13 protein-coding genes are annotated in these 15,373 nt (G+C 40.5%); all 13 read right to left on the bottom strand.

The window, feature by feature from the left end; genetic code table 11:
* Positions 1 to 89: 89 nt before the first annotated feature.
* Complete coding sequence (locus AC13CS_RS11355) at positions 90 to 1,328, bottom strand: type II toxin-antitoxin system HipA family toxin (RefSeq protein WP_293167425.1); 1,239 nt, start codon at positions 1,326 to 1,328, stop codon at positions 90 to 92.
* Entirely contained in the window at positions 1,325 to 1,627 is a 303-nt protein-coding gene (locus AC13CS_RS11350) for a helix-turn-helix domain-containing protein (RefSeq protein WP_293167427.1), read from the bottom strand. Before AC13CS_RS11350 ends, AC13CS_RS11355 begins: the two co-directional genes overlap by 4 nt.
* Before the next feature lie 967 nt (positions 1,628 to 2,594).
* On the bottom strand, positions 2,595 to 3,866 hold the full coding sequence (locus AC13CS_RS11345) for a type II toxin-antitoxin system HipA family toxin (RefSeq protein WP_293167429.1): 1,272 nt from the start codon (positions 3,864 to 3,866) through the stop codon (positions 2,595 to 2,597).
* A 1-nt stretch (position 3,867) separates the two neighbouring features.
* Positions 3,868 to 4,131, bottom strand: coding sequence for a helix-turn-helix domain-containing protein (locus AC13CS_RS11340; protein WP_293167431.1), 264 nt, complete (start codon positions 4,129 to 4,131; stop codon positions 3,868 to 3,870).
* A gap of 274 nt (positions 4,132 to 4,405) precedes the next feature.
* Positions 4,406 to 5,329: a HipA domain-containing protein gene (locus tag AC13CS_RS11335; RefSeq protein WP_293167433.1), complete on the bottom strand. Its 924-nt coding sequence runs from the start codon at positions 5,327 to 5,329 to the stop codon at positions 4,406 to 4,408.
* Positions 5,322 to 5,636 (bottom strand): HipA N-terminal domain-containing protein, encoded by a 315-nt coding sequence (locus AC13CS_RS11330; protein WP_293167435.1) that lies wholly within the window; start codon positions 5,634 to 5,636, stop codon positions 5,322 to 5,324. The genes AC13CS_RS11335 and AC13CS_RS11330 overlap by 8 nt, the downstream gene beginning before the upstream one ends.
* The gene (locus tag AC13CS_RS11325) at positions 5,633 to 5,842 is read right to left on the bottom strand and encodes a helix-turn-helix domain-containing protein (RefSeq protein WP_293167437.1); all 210 of its coding nucleotides are present in this window, start codon (positions 5,840 to 5,842) and stop codon (positions 5,633 to 5,635) included. Before AC13CS_RS11325 ends, AC13CS_RS11330 begins: the two co-directional genes overlap by 4 nt.
* 572 nt (positions 5,843 to 6,414) lie before the next feature.
* Entirely contained in the window at positions 6,415 to 7,611 is a 1,197-nt protein-coding gene (locus tag AC13CS_RS11320) for an ATP-binding protein (protein ID WP_293167439.1), read from the bottom strand.
* 790 nt (positions 7,612 to 8,401) lie between these two features.
* The gene (locus AC13CS_RS11315) at positions 8,402 to 9,478 is read right to left on the bottom strand and encodes a sulfatase-like hydrolase/transferase (RefSeq protein ID WP_293167441.1); all 1,077 of its coding nucleotides are present in this window, start codon (positions 9,476 to 9,478) and stop codon (positions 8,402 to 8,404) included.
* Positions 9,468 to 11,072 (bottom strand): fibronectin type III domain-containing protein, encoded by a 1,605-nt coding sequence (locus tag AC13CS_RS11310; protein ID WP_293167443.1) that lies wholly within the window; start codon positions 11,070 to 11,072, stop codon positions 9,468 to 9,470. The genes AC13CS_RS11315 and AC13CS_RS11310 overlap by 11 nt, the downstream gene beginning before the upstream one ends.
* Positions 11,072 to 12,442, bottom strand: a complete 1,371-nt coding sequence (gene pbfA / locus AC13CS_RS11305; protein WP_293167445.1) for a (R)-1-hydroxy-2-aminoethylphosphonate ammonia-lyase — start codon at positions 12,440 to 12,442, stop codon at positions 11,072 to 11,074. Before pbfA ends, AC13CS_RS11310 begins: the two co-directional genes overlap by 1 nt.
* Positions 12,420 to 13,691: an MBL fold metallo-hydrolase gene (locus tag AC13CS_RS11300; protein WP_293167447.1), complete on the bottom strand. Its 1,272-nt coding sequence runs from the start codon at positions 13,689 to 13,691 to the stop codon at positions 12,420 to 12,422. Before AC13CS_RS11300 ends, pbfA begins: the two co-directional genes overlap by 23 nt.
* Positions 13,692 to 13,693: 2 nt before the next feature.
* On the bottom strand, positions 13,694 to 15,364 hold the full coding sequence (locus AC13CS_RS11295; protein ID WP_293167449.1) for an alkaline phosphatase family protein: 1,671 nt from the start codon (positions 15,362 to 15,364) through the stop codon (positions 13,694 to 13,696).
* Positions 15,365 to 15,373: the final 9 nt, after the last annotated feature.

Raw genomic sequence — 15,373 nt, 5'->3', positions numbered from 1 at the left:
GAACGGGTATGGGAAATACCGAAAGCGAGTTAATTGAACCAACGCAATTCGACCTTGATCATACCTGAAATAGTCACCGTTTGTTTCGATCAAATAGTCCCTATTCTGGATTTAATCAACTTGATGTTCGTTTTTGTCACACCATGTTCGTCAGCCAAAGTTTCCCAATAACCAAGGGCATGCTTGGTTTGGTCTATGATTTCATTGACCTTGGATTCTTTTAAACTTGCTTCCTCCCCTAATTTCAATAAATGTCCAATGGAAGGCGATTGTCCCTCTCCCATGACCATGGTACTCTGTTGTCCCCGTGGACCTGATGAAAAGGTCAGGTCATAGGCGGGGGATAATTTCCACTCCCCGTTTTCACCCATAACAAAAGAAAAGTTCTTACCGTGGTCATCCCGGTTATGGGAGAGCACATTGAATACGGCAAGACGGAACATTTTCTCAATTTCCCGCACATCCTTGGTAAGGGCACCCGTAAGGGCAATCAAATCTTCATAGTCCAGGGATGGAGTCCTAAAGTTCGAATGCAATAGACCACTAGCTGTATGCATATGTAATCTTTTATCTCCCTCCCTATCAAAGCGTTGGGTAGCAAAATAGCCGGAACCTTTTGCCGCATTAAATAGATGTACGGGCATCATATCCACACCAGCTTCCTTGGCCATAAGGGCATATACATACTCGATTGCACCGGCATCGCTACCATCGCTACTGTTTGCAAATTTGACCAGCCAATGCTCATGGTCGGGCCCAAGGTCATGTTTTCCTGATATAATGTGGTTTTTTTTAGTATCCAAGCCAATAAGGGCTTTCGGACGGGCTCCCGCAGATGAACCATTCAGATTGATAAGTTCCTCCAGCACCTCATCGGCCGCTCCATCCAAAATCTCCTGAGTGTGCTGCGAAAGTATATCCAAATCTATCGTATCTTTTTCAGTATCCTTCATACTATAATCAGGCTCATACACCAAAGCCCCAAGTCCTGTTGCACCAACATGGGTCAACCGGTCCAAAGATGAAAAATCATCTGGCAACAAATTTTGACTTCGAATATACCGGTCGAACAGCAGCCTCCCCCAACCATCCGGCAAACTGTCATTAAAGACACCGGGCAACCCCTCGAAGGGTTGATAGTCGAACACCTGAAGTCCAGGACCAAGGGGAAGTTTGATCGGGGATATTTCCAATCCTGTTTTTATGAAATCCGTGTCGTATTCAAAATATGTTTTATAATCCCGAATGGCCAAGCGGCCCACTGGAATAGTATTTTTTCCAAAATCTATCCCTACCCTTAATTCATTTATAGAAATATAAGTGCTCATTCGTGCTTACCCCTTTTGGGCTTTTTATCATCTTTGGCCAATACATCATCGATGGATGAAAAATTGCTTTCCACAGGTTCGGTAACTGTTATAAGCTTATCCATAAACCCCAGCGTCAGGGCCAACTTTAAAAAAGATTCCAGGGAAATGCTTCCCTTTTGTTCGAATTTACGCAACGAGGATAAGCTTACTCCCGAGCGCTCCGCCAATCCTTTTTGGGTCAATTCCCTTCCAAGGCGCAGATCCCTCATGTTCTGAGCTATTCTTTTTTGAGCTCTTCTTTGAGTAATAAGTGACATTATAATGATAGTTATATACAAATATACATAATAATTACCACTATAATGATAGTTACATTAAAACACCCCTATTTTTATTAAAAATCATTTCATAAATCCCTTCGGGAAAAATCGGCCTAAACCCTCACCTAGAACGCTATCTGGTGGAAAGGACGTACATAGTATACAACCTCCGCCGGATTAATGTGAGCATAGCAATATTTATTGCAAACCCTTTATGGCGTAGTCTGAAACGCTTTCTTAATGGTTCAAAAATATCCGTTTTCAATGGTTATCTTTGACCGTTTTTTGCAGTATGATTTCCATTTGGACAAAAGTACTTTTTTAACCCGCTATTTTAGGAAAATTAAGATAAACAGATTAATAATTTTTTCCTAAAACTTCATTACAAATAACCAAATTGGAATCTCTTCTAGTCGAAAATCGTGTATGAGCATATGTTGTAGGTAAGCTCTCCTTAAAAACCGAACTGTTATAAAAGAAGCACAGAGTCGGAAGAAATCCGATAATACTTGATTTTTCACACTAGTATTTACAAATGACATAGATTCAAATAGCTTTGTGCTCGCGCCCACCTTTTATATGACCATCATGTTTGCACCTATTTTTATTGTGGCGCACTTATTTTAAAATAGCTTGCGCCAATATTTTATTAATAAGGATAAAAAGTACCCACTTTTCATTTATTGCACCCGTTTTTAACTGTATAGTTCTTCCTGAAGAAGGTATTATCTCCGGCTAAGCAGCCATTATACACAAGCCAAGGCTAGCTGTCCCATAAAAGAAAAATATAAACTGTAGCTGGTATAATTTTTTATTCCAAATTCTCTTTCAGCGTATTTATTCACCAAAAATATGTATTTATGGTGAATACGTTCACTAAAATGATAAAAAGACAACTTGAAGAAACTACAACCAAAAAAAGTAGATTAAGGTAAGGCTATTATCCTGGTAGGTTGGACTGGATTTAAATCAGTTCAGAAAACTCCCCTAAAATGGCCTTAGTAACATCCACGGGAATTTTTAAATCATTGGTAATTTCCTCCCAATCGCTACCTGCAAGTTGGACTTCTTCAATGATTCCTTTAGCATCGCGAATGGCATGGGTCTCGGCCAGGGACATTAAATCTTCCAACAGTATTTCAGAACGCTTACCATTAATTGAAAGGGCCCTGGACACATTGCTATAATTCAAATTTATGTTAAGGGGATAGGTTAGATCGTAGGCAGGAGCCAATTCCCACGAGTCATTCTCCTTTTGGTAGATGAAGCTATGGTTCTTCAGATGATCGTCAGTATTGGCATAGATGACATTAAATACCATTCTTCGAAACAACTGAACAATATCCCGATAAGGCACCTTTAGGTCGAGGGCCAGCTTGAAAAGGTTTTCATAACTTGAATCCTCTGGTTTTTTGAAATCCCATCCTGTCAGGCCACTTGCAGTCAGTACATGCTGCTTTGAGCCCGCTTGGCGGTCATATCTCAGGGTAGCAAAGTGCCTGCCCTGAATCAATTTGGAAGGCATCATATATATCTTGGCTTTTTTGGCCATTAAGTAGTAGGCATATTCCACTTTCTCCCGATTGTATTGTTTGGGACCATCTTCATCAAGGTTTAATTTGACCAGGTAATGATGGTAATCCTTACCATAATGAATATCTCCTGGAACGATGTTGCCTGTTTCCTTATGTTCCGATATCAAAATCTTGGGTCTTGCCCCTCCTGCGGATGTACCGATTTTAAAAATGTTCAAAAGTGATGTTTCATCAAGCGACTTTCCGGAAGTTCCCTTTTTCAATTCCAAAACCTCTTGGAGCACTTCAACAACCTCGGCTATATCGATGGTGGTTGAATCTGGAATTTCTGCAATGGGCTCATACTCCAAGGCCCCCATACCCCGGTTACCAACATAGGTAAGCTGCTCCAACGGTGTTATCTTTTGAAAATCCCGATTGGTGGATTCCAACCACTCTTTGAAAATGATGTTGCCGAACATATCCGGCAATGAATCCGCAATCATGGGAGGTAGTCCGCGAAAGGTTTCCCCTTGGTATTTGGTAAAGACTTGGACCGGTTTTATCCGTTTGAAGATGTATGGAAAAACTCTGGAAAACACATTGGTATCCAAGAATTTGGGACTGTATTGAAAAAAGGAAGCACGTTTGTCAACATCGTATCCCAATCTTCCGATTTCTGTATCAAAAAGGCAAACCCTTATAATATCGTTCTTTGCCATATCAATACATGGATTCCGGGTTATTGGTGTCAGCTATACCATGCAATGCCCTGTAAAAATCGTCCATCAGGTCAAAGTGCTTAGCAATTTTCAGGAAAGTATCCAAGGTGGCGTTTTTTCCATTTTCAAAATTTTGGATGGTATAACGGGATATGCCCAAAGCTTCTCCTAGTTCCGTCTGTGACATTTCATACCTTTGGCGTTGCTGCCTACAAAGACTTCCCAAGGTTTTTTTGACTTCCCCTATTGAAAGTGAATCAATCATTTTTAGTTTATTATATTAAACAAATATACGCATAAACGGCTGTAATGTTTAATATAACAGTCATAACCAATCTTCTAATAAAGAAATATTTCCCTTTTTATGTTCCAAATACCACGACATAACTGGAAACGCTGGTCAAACCATACCACCTCAACAGAAAAGAATTGAGCACACCCTAGTATAGTTGTCAAAAAAAGCATACATAATCGGAAAATATCCGATTATCTAGTCATATAGTTACAATATGGATTTTAAAACACTACTAAATGAATCGTTAAAACATTTTCAACCGATGCTCAAGTATTTTGGAATACTTTTCTTTCATGTCATCGGAAAGAAAAGAAACCGATATGAGCTCCTCCCATTTCTCCTTTGCCTGAAACATATCCTGAAGTATGGTTTCTACAGTTTTATCATTCAATTGCAATCTTTCCTTCGCATAGTAATCCATAAAGTCTGAGGCTTTCAAATTACTTTTCTTTCCTTTCAGGGTCAATGCGATTTCTTCTTCAGGATTGTTGATCGCAATGGAGGAGTTCAACAAATCGTAAGCAGGTGCCAACGTCGTTTTGCCATTCTTTGTAATTAGGGAAAAGTTTTTAAGGTGCATGTCCTCGTTGCCAGTCACAAAACAATAAACTATCCTTTTGAAAAATTCTACTTTCTCAACTACTGGAAACGTACAAAATTCTTCGATAACGGACACCAATTTCTCCATACTAAAACGATACTTGGTATCCCTGGTATTTCCTGTCAATTGGGCAAAATCTTCCGTTGCATATTTTTTTCCCTTGCCATATCTGTCAAAACGCTTGATAAAATAGGACAGACTACCGTCTTTGCCATAAACCATACCATGAAAAGGCACATTGATCCCAATGACTTTGGCCATTCGCATAGTGAGGTCTTCATTCTCGGGCAATTGGGGAAAAATATCATTTTGGGGTTTTATGATATAAGTCCCAAATTGGTCCACAACTTTAAATTCCTGGTCGACTACGGAAATACTCGCACTTAATTTAGGCTGCACGCCCTGTATGGATAATTTCTTTGCCCTGTTTGCCGCCTCTCTCCTTAATTCCGAAGCTGTATAGGGCAAATCATATAAACCGGTTAACTTGGCGGCAATCATTTTGAGCCCTTTCTCACTATACTTTGCCGTACCGCACTGTTCATATGTGATAGGACACCTATTCATCTTCCATAGGTTCTACAGTTACAGCACCTACCAAATCAGCACCGGTGGCCATTAATTGGGAGAAATAATCCTTTTGATCAATTTTGGAAATCCTAAGTAGACCTTCCAACATGATACCTTCGGGCAACAACCCTTCAAAAAAGGGAGGAAACCCATCAAAACTAAATCCCTTTTCGTTAACGGGCATGGTCAATGAAATCGCCTGACCACTGTAATCGTCATCATAATCAAACCTATATTTCGATTGGGACAATTCTGTTAAAACCCCTGCCCTTTTTCCATGGGCATATACCAATGCCTTTCTCATTTGTTATCAGTCAATGGGCTTTTAAATTCCACGGTTATGTTCAAGACACGGAGTACGGCTAGAATGTTGCTCCAACGAACAGTTTCCTTATTTTTTTCGATATCAAAGACGGTTGTCTTACCTATACCGGCCAAATTGGCCAATTCAAGCTGTGTCAGCCCGGCTCTATTGCGATGGTTTTTAACCAACAAACCTAAATCAACCATATATTACCGTTTTAGCGGTAAATATAAATATTTTATTTAAAAAAAGGTTTTTAAAAGCAATAATTTATATTTTTTTACCGCTATAACAGTAAATTTAACGATGCTTTATTATTTATCCATCTACACCAACATGTTATTCAAATATTACTGCTATAACAGTAATACAATCGAATATTTAGTTCTTCTTTTTTTGCACGGAAGCATTGATCAATAGCGATAAACTTTAAAATCTCTTTTCCCACCAAAGTGGAAAGGACGGATACTGAGAACCACTAAAAACGGAAAAATCATCTCACCTAATATTTCATTCTAAGATACAGTATAACTGTATGATATCACCTATTTAACTATGCTCATTTTTTCCGGCTAAGGTGGTATACAAGGCCTGTTTTTTCCACTACTTAATAACTTGATAAGAAACTGCTATTAAGTCTGCCTCTACTCTTATACAGACCGTTGGAGGACATTCAGCTAAACCTGAATTTCATGTCACCAAAACCAAATATTGGATGGCTTAAATTTTGTGTCTTAATTGGTCTAAACCATTCGGCACATACAATGCTGACAATTAACTAATAAAGAAACCCAAAAAGCCAAAGCGGTATTTTGTTTTGGGAGGCATACAATATATCATCAGCCACGACATAGGAGTTAGCCACTGTCTTTATCTGTTTATGGCCCTTCCCTTTGCCCCCAATCTCAAAGTTGAATTGACCATCAACCAAAAAGTCGCCTAAATCGGTATATCCAAGCGAATGCCGATAACTCAATTGATTGGAGAAAAAAGTTTCTCTTAGATTCCCAATATTAGCATTATTCCGTGCCAAGAGAAAGATTAAGTTGGTATTTTCCAGATAAACCTTGGAGGGTTTCTGGAGCTTGCTGATACCATGGGCATCTTTATAAAGGTTATGGGTCAGTCCGATTTCATCCAAATAATTTAGATAGGACAATAAGGTTGCTCTATTGATTCCAATCTTATCGCTCAACTTGCTTACATTCGGAACAAAGGGAACGGATTCGGCTATAATTACCAAAAGCTGTTTCACTTTGGTCACATAGGCCATATCAACGTTTCGCAATAATGGCAATTCAATTTCCAGAATCATGTTAACCACTTCCCCAAGGCGCATTTCGTATAGGTCGAGCTCTTCCTTATAAAAGGGATAATATCCATGTTTAATGTAGCTTTCGAAATATTGAAATGGCTTTATCTTGTCATTGATTTGTTGAGTCACTTCAATATGGTTTTCCAAGATTTGATCAAGGGACAATGGTTTAAGGAGAGTTCCCGATTCCACCCCGATATATTCCCGGAAAGAAAACCCTTGCATGGTATAAACCACAGCTCTTCGACTTAAGTCGGCACGAGCATTCAAAATTTCAAGGAGTGAAGATCCGGTAAAAACGATTTTTAGGTTCGGGTAACTATCATATATGTTCTTTAGTTCCTGCGCCCATCCTGAATATTTATGTACTTCATCCAAAAAAAGATATCGCCCTCCTTGACGTTCAAAATCGCGGACCAATTCAATAAGGGAATGGTGGTTGAACCAAATGTCATCCAAGCTAACATATAGTGTCTGTCCAAGGGAGCTTCTAAGGTGCAACTTGATATATTGTAGCAAAAGTGTGGTCTTTCCAATACCTCTTGCTCCTTTTATACCAATCAGCCTTGCTTCCCAATGGATTTCATCCATAATTGATCTGACAAAATCGGTTGAAGTATGCTTTAACTTTTGCTGAAATTGCTCAAATAAAAACTCCATTTTGCTTACTTTGATAAACAAAATTAGTCAATTATTGTATACTACAGTAAACAAATACGAATAACTTGGTTAGTAATACGATACTACAACTAGGTTCCCTTTACGACTTTCTTGTTTCTATGGCGTATTCTCAGTATTCGTCGGAGTTATTTATTCAAAAAAAAGCATTGTTGAATTGGTTCAACAATGCTTTTTTTTGAATAATTGTTTTTCAGTTCGTTAACACCTAATTAGTGAAAAGTGACCTATTCGGTGAGCATAAAATGTTGAAAAGCTCAAAACCCTAATAAACAAGGGCTTTCCAAAGGTAGGTTCTAGTCCCTCCGGCTCCACTAAAACACCATCAAAACAACATAACAAACCTGTAAATTACTGATTTACAGGTTTTCTTGTTTTATTTGGTTTTACTTGAACTCAAATAATAGCAATAAAAAAGGCACCAATTCGATACACAAAATAAGTCAAACTCATTTGCTGTACCTTATTTACTTTATTACTTAAAGGACAAGCGACTCTATAAATATAGAACCGCCAGATATAGTATACCACCCCTAGCCGACTAAAATTGAACATAGCAAAACATACACAAACAGTTGAACAACAAGCTTCCAAGACAAATCTTGCAATGGTTCAAAACATGCGTTTTTTGCGGTTCGCTGTATCCGTCCCATCCCCCTTTAGGCAAAAAAACAAAACAATTGTTTGATCTGGTAGCTTTCTTTTATAGAAAAGGTACAGTATCAAAACCATGCCTTTGAAACAACTTAAACTAATAAAATCTACTTGTTTTCTATAATTTCATGGGAATGCGATTTATCCCTTTGGGAAAAGGAATTCGCATATATTGTAGTATGGTAGGTGCAAGCTGATTGGAGTACAACTGCTCTTCCCTATCTATTTCCCCCTTGGGTTTAACGCCTTTTCCAAATACTATCACCCAAACTGCCCCTGCCCCCTTTATATTACTTCCGTGACTTCTCCAGGTATCCAATGGCTCTGTTCCCCTGCCATGGTCGGTTGTGATGATAAAAACGGTTTGGTCCTTGTAGAATTCATCTTGTTGGGTAAATTCCCAGATTTCTTTAATCAGGCCGTCCGTATTATTTGCAGATTTAAGATACGCTTGGTAATCGCCATCATGGGCAAAATCATCCGTTTCTCCGTAGGAGATATAGACCAGCTTTGGGTGCTCCTTTTTCATGTGTTCCAAGGCATAATGATGCGTGAACGCATCCAATCGCACCGATCCCCATGGACTTGGTATTTGCTCCTGAAGTTGGTTCAAGAACTTTTCCCTTTCGTTCAAATTTTCTGTGGCAGCTTCAAAACCTGCATTTACTGGAATCCCGGAACGTTCTTCGTTGATGATGAACGGAAACACGTCCCAACTACCAAAAGCGGCTACTTTGCCTTTTCCTTCGGGAGTGTTATTGTACCGTTCCAAAATGGTAATGTTGGGGTTTGGTATTTTATCGTTGCTCCGGATGTTGTCATCGTCGGCGGTTCCCGTTAAAATTTCGTTGTAACCTGGGTAAGAAAACCACATGGAGTTGGTCAAGTTTACCTTGCTCCCCAAGTTTCTGTTACCATGGATTTGACCCATTTTTTCCACCTGATTCCAGAAAAATGGCATCAAAGCGACTCTTCTTTCCTCTGGGGTGTCCCTCCAAAAGGCTTTTTTTAGCATTCCAGCATCATGGACATAGTCTTTGTTGTCTATCAAAAGTGAATCGGCCCCTGTGAACAATTCTTGCCAACGGAAACCGTCCAAAGTGATCAAAATCACCTTAGTATCTGCTTCATTTTGCGCATTGATATTGAATAATGCTGCAAAAGCAGCCATCAAAAATAAAATTCTATTTTTCATTTTCCTGTGGTGTTTTAAATGTAGCCGTTTCGGACCAATCGCTCCAATTTAGGTTCTGATCTCTATATCTGACTCTCCAATAATAGGTTGTACCTGGATTTAATCGTCTGGTTTTCTCGTCTGTTAAATCATCATCCTCTTGACGATTTTCTTTGTAGTACCAATTCTCGAACTGTTTCCAACTATCCAATGCCAATTTTTCAAAATCCTGGGTTTCGGAAACTTGCCAATGGGATGCTGCATGGAACGACCCATTATGTGAGCTGGAAAACTCTCCGGCTTTCAACATGGCAAACTCATCCTCTACAATTTGACCATTGATTGGAGAAACCACCTTGGGCGCATCAGGCTTTTTACTGAGCCTCCAAATAGTGATGCTATCCCGCAGTTCATTTTTTCTTGCCTTTATGTTGTTCCCTTGGCTAATTCGCTTAATCGTAAACTTAGGATCATTTCTATTGCCGTCCACCTCGACCATTACAAAACCATATTCGTCTTGGGTAACGGTAAACTCATCATAATCCCTGCCTTCAAATTCGCCCCAATTGTCAATGGCTCCACCTGCAGAGGCTACATTGACCCACAAGTGTTTATGATCACGGGACTGTCCTCTGGAATAACCGTGGGTGTGTCCAAAAAAATGAATGCTTGGCTTGCCAGTCTTAGTAGAAAATGCTTCCAACATCTTAACCACCTTTCCCGTTGATTCTTCCTCCCCTGGAATCCACAACTCGGATTTGTGCGGATGATGCAATTGGGCGAATACAAAATCAATGTCATTGTTCTTTTCGGTATCGGCCAACACTTGCTCCAACCATTCGTATTGTTCTCGAAGGTCACGGTAACCCTCGTTGGAATTCAATCCTATGATTCGGGTGTTGCCATAATCCTTGTACCACCAATGTTCGGCGTAGGCAGGTGTTCCGTTTTCCGGAAGGCTAAAATATTTGAAGTAAAAAACCGAATTTCTCTCATGGTTCCCCAAAACGGGATACACGGGAACCTCTGCAAAAAGTTTTTGGCCGGGATCAAAAAAATGTTCCTTCCATTGATAGTATTTGCTTCCTGTAGTCACTAAATCACCGGGAATCATAACCATGGCCAAATTGTTCGGTAATTTGCCCCCATGCTCTTTTTCCAGATATTTTAGCACCCCTTGATTCACGATCTCGGAAAATTTGTTTGGATGCTGACTATCATATTGCATATCGCTCATAGCGACTATATTGAAGGACTCTTCGTCACTTGAAAACGGGGGTGTCTTAAACTGGAAAATATCCGATCGTACCTTTCCTGTTTTTACACGATAATAGTACTCGGTGAATCGTTTGAGTCCTTCCAATTTAACGGTGTGGACCCTGGAATCGGAAAAATTGATATCCTCTGCCTTTCCAGAGGTTTTTTTGCCGAGCTTTTCGGTGGTTCCCCACTCCACAATACTTTCTTCCCCGCTAGAGGTTTCCCACATGACCACTATGGAATTGGGTTCGGCATCTTGCAAATAAGGTTGCACAAGAATTTCGGTTTTGGTCTGGGCAGCGATCTGCATTATTCCCAAACAAAAAACAATACATAAACAGTTGATTTTTTTCATTAGGCTATGGTGTTGGTTTTTAAAAAGGCACAATTAAGTATTTCGAATGCGGTTTCCAGTTCTTCTCTGGTAATGGTCAAGGGGGGCGAAAGTTGCAGAACGTTTCCTTTGGAAACTTTGAAACTCAATCCTTGCCTTAGGCATTCGTACATGATTTCCTCAGCTTCGGCCATTGCTTTTTCCTTAGTGGCTCTATCGGACACCAGTTCAATGCCCCATAAAAGTCCTACACCGCGAACGTCTCCGATCAAGGAATATTTACGGTACATTTTGTACAGGTTCTTCCGCATAAATTCTTGGTCCTCCTTTACTTTTTGAAGAATTTCTTCATCTTCCAACACTTCCATCAGGGTTAATCCTGCCATAGAACCCAATGGACTTTTCTCGTGGGTATAGTGGCCAAGTGAAATATCTCCGAACTTATTGTACTCCTCTCTGGTTACAATAGCTGCCTGTGGAAAAATTCCTCCACCCAGTCCTTTTCCCAAGCAGAGAATGTCCGGTTCAATGTCAAAAAGCTCATAGGCAAACATTTTGCCCGTGCGCCCAAAGGCGATCGGGATTTCGTCCAAGATTAAAAGTACATTATGCTTGGTACAAAGTTCCCTAGCCCCTTTCCAGAATTTTTTTGATGGAATCTGAACATCGGTATTACGGATGGTTTCTGCCAAAAATGCCCCTATCTGATGGTCTTTTTCCAAAACATATTGCAGATATTCCAAAGCTTTTTCTTCGTCCCCTTCAAAAATACCGCGATAGGTGATTGGGGGCGGAATACGCTCCACACCTGACATTAATGGCCCCATATGTTCCTGAAAAATGGACTCGCCCCCTACACTTATGGCATCCAGAGAAGCCCCGTGGAACGAATCCCAGAATGAGACTACTTTATGTTTTCCTGTTACGGCCCTTGCCAATTTTAGGGCAATTCCAATAGCAGAACTACCATTGGGAGTAAGCAAAATACGGTCAAGGCCTTTGGGAGTATATGAGGTTAGTTTTTCCGCAAACCGAATAGCCGTCTCATTGGCATATCTTCGGGTGGAGAAGGTAAGGCTTTGTAATTGCTGAGTTAAACGCGACACCATTTTTGGATGGGAAAACCCAATTTGATGTACGTTGTTCCCATGAAAATCGAGATACTTTTTTCCTGATACACTTTCAATATGCGAGCCTTCACAATTCTGGAGCACATCCAAACAAGGAGTGGACATAGATTGATGCATAAAGTACTTGGCATCTTTTTCCAATAGTTGTCTGGTTTCTTCGCTTACTTCGTTTTGCAACCATTCGTTCCGAGCGGAAGTTAGGTTGATGTCGCCTTCCACAACAGATTCCAAGTTGTGCTTATCGCGCTGTATATGGCCCATGTTCACTTATTATTTTTCTTTCTTCCGTGGTGTCGTCCAACACATATACCTTATAAGTGTCGCCATTGTTGTACACCCGAACAACTATATGCCCGTTCTGGCTTTTGTATAGATCCAACCTGCCGCCAATCACATCTTTTGTGCCTTGCAGCATAATGGTCGAAAAAATATCACGGTCACCAGGGTATAGTTTTTTTGATGTAATCCTTCTGAGGACCTCTTCCCCTGGGTGGTCGGCCGTCCAGTTTTGCTGAATCCATACCCTAGGGCGAATCGTCCGCACATAAAATGGGTTCTGTGAATCCCGATTGCCGTGATGATTCAATGTCGCCACATCCACAGCGCCGATAACGGGTGCCACATAAGACTCCAATGCATTCATATCGGCTTGCCCAAAACCATCTATTCCCGAGATATCTCCGCCCGTATAATAATTGAATTTACCATAATCTATTCGGATGGCATTGCTCAAAGGATTTTCCCCGGGATATTCCCCTTTTTTAAAAAGTGGGTAAAACGAATTGTCATATCCTGTCCAAATATTCCCGTTGGAGGCTATGTTTTGGACAGAAAAATTGGGATAATCGTTTGGATGGTGCTTTAATATAATCTGATGGTTACTTCCCACCTGCAGGGCTTCATTTTCAAGACCAACTTTTTCTGATTGATATGCAATGAATTTCCAATATTCCTTCAAGGTCGGAATCATTCCGTAGGCGTCCTTGGAAAATCGTTCTTGGGATTGGACTTCGGTATCTTTCAGGTTGATTGGAAAATCAAATCCACGGTCAATCATTTTTTTAATTGGGATCAAGGTGCCAACCTCCATAATTCCAGTCAATTGATAGCCTCCGTCTGCAATATTTCGCAAAGAGTCCATTTCTCCAAAATGATCATCGTGGTAATGGGTGATCAAGGCATAATCCAGCTTTCGTTCCTGGTTTTTGGGCAGGAATTGGTCAATATAATCCACAATCCATTCCGGAGCCGTTTTGGACCTGTTGGGAACAAGCTTCGCATTTCTGCTCGATGTTGTCCTTGGATGTGTTTCGGACATATCGCCGGCATCCACCAACATAGTTGTCCCATCAGGAAAAACCATAAAAGCCGCATCGCCCCTACCTGTGTTGATGTGGTGTATGTCCAAAAAACCGGGTTGCCACTCGGGCAATTGTTGTTTTTGCCCATGGGAAAGCTGCATCATTAAAATAATGAGCAGTAGATAAAGTTTTTTGAGATTGGAGTACATACTTATTTTGCTCTATACAACTGGTTTGCCGGAATAATTTGTTTTGGGATGTCAGGACCGGAATATTTCACATCCAAATGATAGCCTCCGCCTCCGTTGAAAAATTCCACTCGGACTAAATGTCTCCCTTTGGTTAGTTCCAAGGAACCGCTACGCTCCATTACGCCGTGGTCACCATCATTATTCACAATTTCAGTCCCGTTGACATATAATTTGCTGCCATCATCACTATTGGTGAAAAAACTATATTTCCCTGTTTCCTGTATTTCCAAATAACTTTCAAAGACCATGGCTACTTGTTCTTGTGGCATATCGTGGGTCAGTGCTTGCTTATGGGAAAATTCGATGACATCACCTTCATAAATTGGCTTCAATGATGTAAAATCAGGTAGCTTTACTATACCTTTTACCTGGTAAATTTCAAATTGAACGGGATCTTCCTTTGATTCCGTAACAATTCTAAAATTACCCTCGGTAACCGTACTCACCAATTGATCTTTCTGAAAGATGCCTGCTTTGATAATATTGGTCTGTTTCAAATAAAAAGTGTCTCGGTAGACTTGACTGTTTTCCAAGGTGGGCACGTTATTACCAATGGTGTATCTAATCTCCCCAAGATTGTTTGGGTTTTGCATCACCACTGCAACAGAATCCGCTTTAAAAACTCCCCCTGCTGGCTCAAAATAGCCAGCATCTGGAAGAATTTTTGGTTGGGTTATTTGCTCCTTTCGCTTATAGATAAGTTTTGGGGCTTCATTTCCGATAAAAGCGCCTTTTACAGGTCTGCCTATCCAAGCTTGAGGCGTTTGTAAGCTCATCGCATAGGCAACAGTCGCTGCATTATCGTACTGATACACGGTTTCTTCAATGTTGTAGCCTTTTTTGATACCTGCTCCGTACAAAATGAATGGTATTTCCATTTCGGCCAGACTTTCCCCTCCATGACCAAAGCCCAATCCTCCGTGATCTGCTGATACGATGAACATGGTTTTTTCGAAAATGCCTGCTTCTTTTGTGGCATCCACAATTTTAGCAATCAAGGAATCCGCTTTTTCCACGGACTTATAATAATCGAGAGTACCGTGTCCCTGGGCATGACCTGCGTGATCTACATGATCCAAATGCACAAAAGTGAACGTTGGCGTATTTTTTTTGATGTAGTTTACCGCTTCCACAGTGGTTTTGTCCTCATGGTCCCCATCAATATCAAAATCAACATCCTCTTTTTCGAACAAACGTCCAAAACCATCCCAATCGTAGATGGCTCCAACATGAGCTTCTGGTCGCTGGTCTTTAAAAAGGGTAAATATGGTTGGGAATGTCCCGTTTTCGGTAACGACTACGGGTGGCAACTGATGGTCGAACTTTTCCCAACCATTGGAGGTTACTCCGTGTTGTTCCGTATCGGCCCCCATGATCATACTGGCCCAATTGGAACTGGAACTGGATGGCAACACAGACCTTGCATGCATGGTTGCCGCACCATTTTGAATCATGGAATCCAACATTGGTGTATTTGCTTTATGAATTCCGTCGGGACTCATACCATCAATACCTACAACAACGATGTGTTCAATTCCTGCGGGAGCCTGCTCCCTTTTTGAAGAACAAGACCACAGGAGTAAAATTCCCGTGGTCATGATCATTACTTTATTAAGTTTCTTTTTAAACATTGGCAAACC

The organism is Flagellimonas sp. B-3, assembly GCF_056857835.1.
Note: the sequence above shows the minus strand (reverse complement) of the source record. Positions and strands in the feature narration are given on the sequence as shown.

Excerpts from the sequence above, each read along its gene's own strand:
- AC13CS_RS11355 (WP_293167425.1), bottom strand. The coding sequence starts at position 1,328 with ATGAGCACTTATATTTCTATAAATGAATTAAGGGTAGGGATAGATTTT.
- AC13CS_RS11350 (WP_293167427.1), bottom strand. The coding sequence starts at position 1,627 with ATGTCACTTATTACTCAAAGAAGAGCTCAAAAAAGAATAGCTCAGAAC.
- AC13CS_RS11345 (WP_293167429.1), bottom strand. The coding sequence starts at position 3,866 with ATGGCAAAGAACGATATTATAAGGGTTTGCCTTTTTGATACAGAAATC.
- AC13CS_RS11340 (WP_293167431.1), bottom strand. The coding sequence starts at position 4,131 with ATGATTGATTCACTTTCAATAGGGGAAGTCAAAAAAACCTTGGGAAGT.
- AC13CS_RS11335 (WP_293167433.1), bottom strand. The coding sequence starts at position 5,329 with ATGAATAGGTGTCCTATCACATATGAACAGTGCGGTACGGCAAAGTAT.
- AC13CS_RS11330 (WP_293167435.1), bottom strand. The coding sequence starts at position 5,636 with ATGAGAAAGGCATTGGTATATGCCCATGGAAAAAGGGCAGGGGTTTTA.
- AC13CS_RS11325 (WP_293167437.1), bottom strand. The coding sequence starts at position 5,842 with ATGGTTGATTTAGGTTTGTTGGTTAAAAACCATCGCAATAGAGCCGGG.
- AC13CS_RS11320 (WP_293167439.1), bottom strand. The coding sequence starts at position 7,611 with ATGGAGTTTTTATTTGAGCAATTTCAGCAAAAGTTAAAGCATACTTCA.
- AC13CS_RS11315 (WP_293167441.1), bottom strand. The coding sequence starts at position 9,478 with ATGAAAAATAGAATTTTATTTTTGATGGCTGCTTTTGCAGCATTATTC.
- AC13CS_RS11310 (WP_293167443.1), bottom strand. The coding sequence starts at position 11,072 with ATGAAAAAAATCAACTGTTTATGTATTGTTTTTTGTTTGGGAATAATG.
- pbfA (WP_293167445.1), bottom strand. The coding sequence starts at position 12,442 with ATGGGCCATATACAGCGCGATAAGCACAACTTGGAATCTGTTGTGGAA.
- AC13CS_RS11300 (WP_293167447.1), bottom strand. The coding sequence starts at position 13,691 with ATGTACTCCAATCTCAAAAAACTTTATCTACTGCTCATTATTTTAATG.
- AC13CS_RS11295 (WP_293167449.1), bottom strand. The coding sequence starts at position 15,364 with ATGTTTAAAAAGAAACTTAATAAAGTAATGATCATGACCACGGGAATT.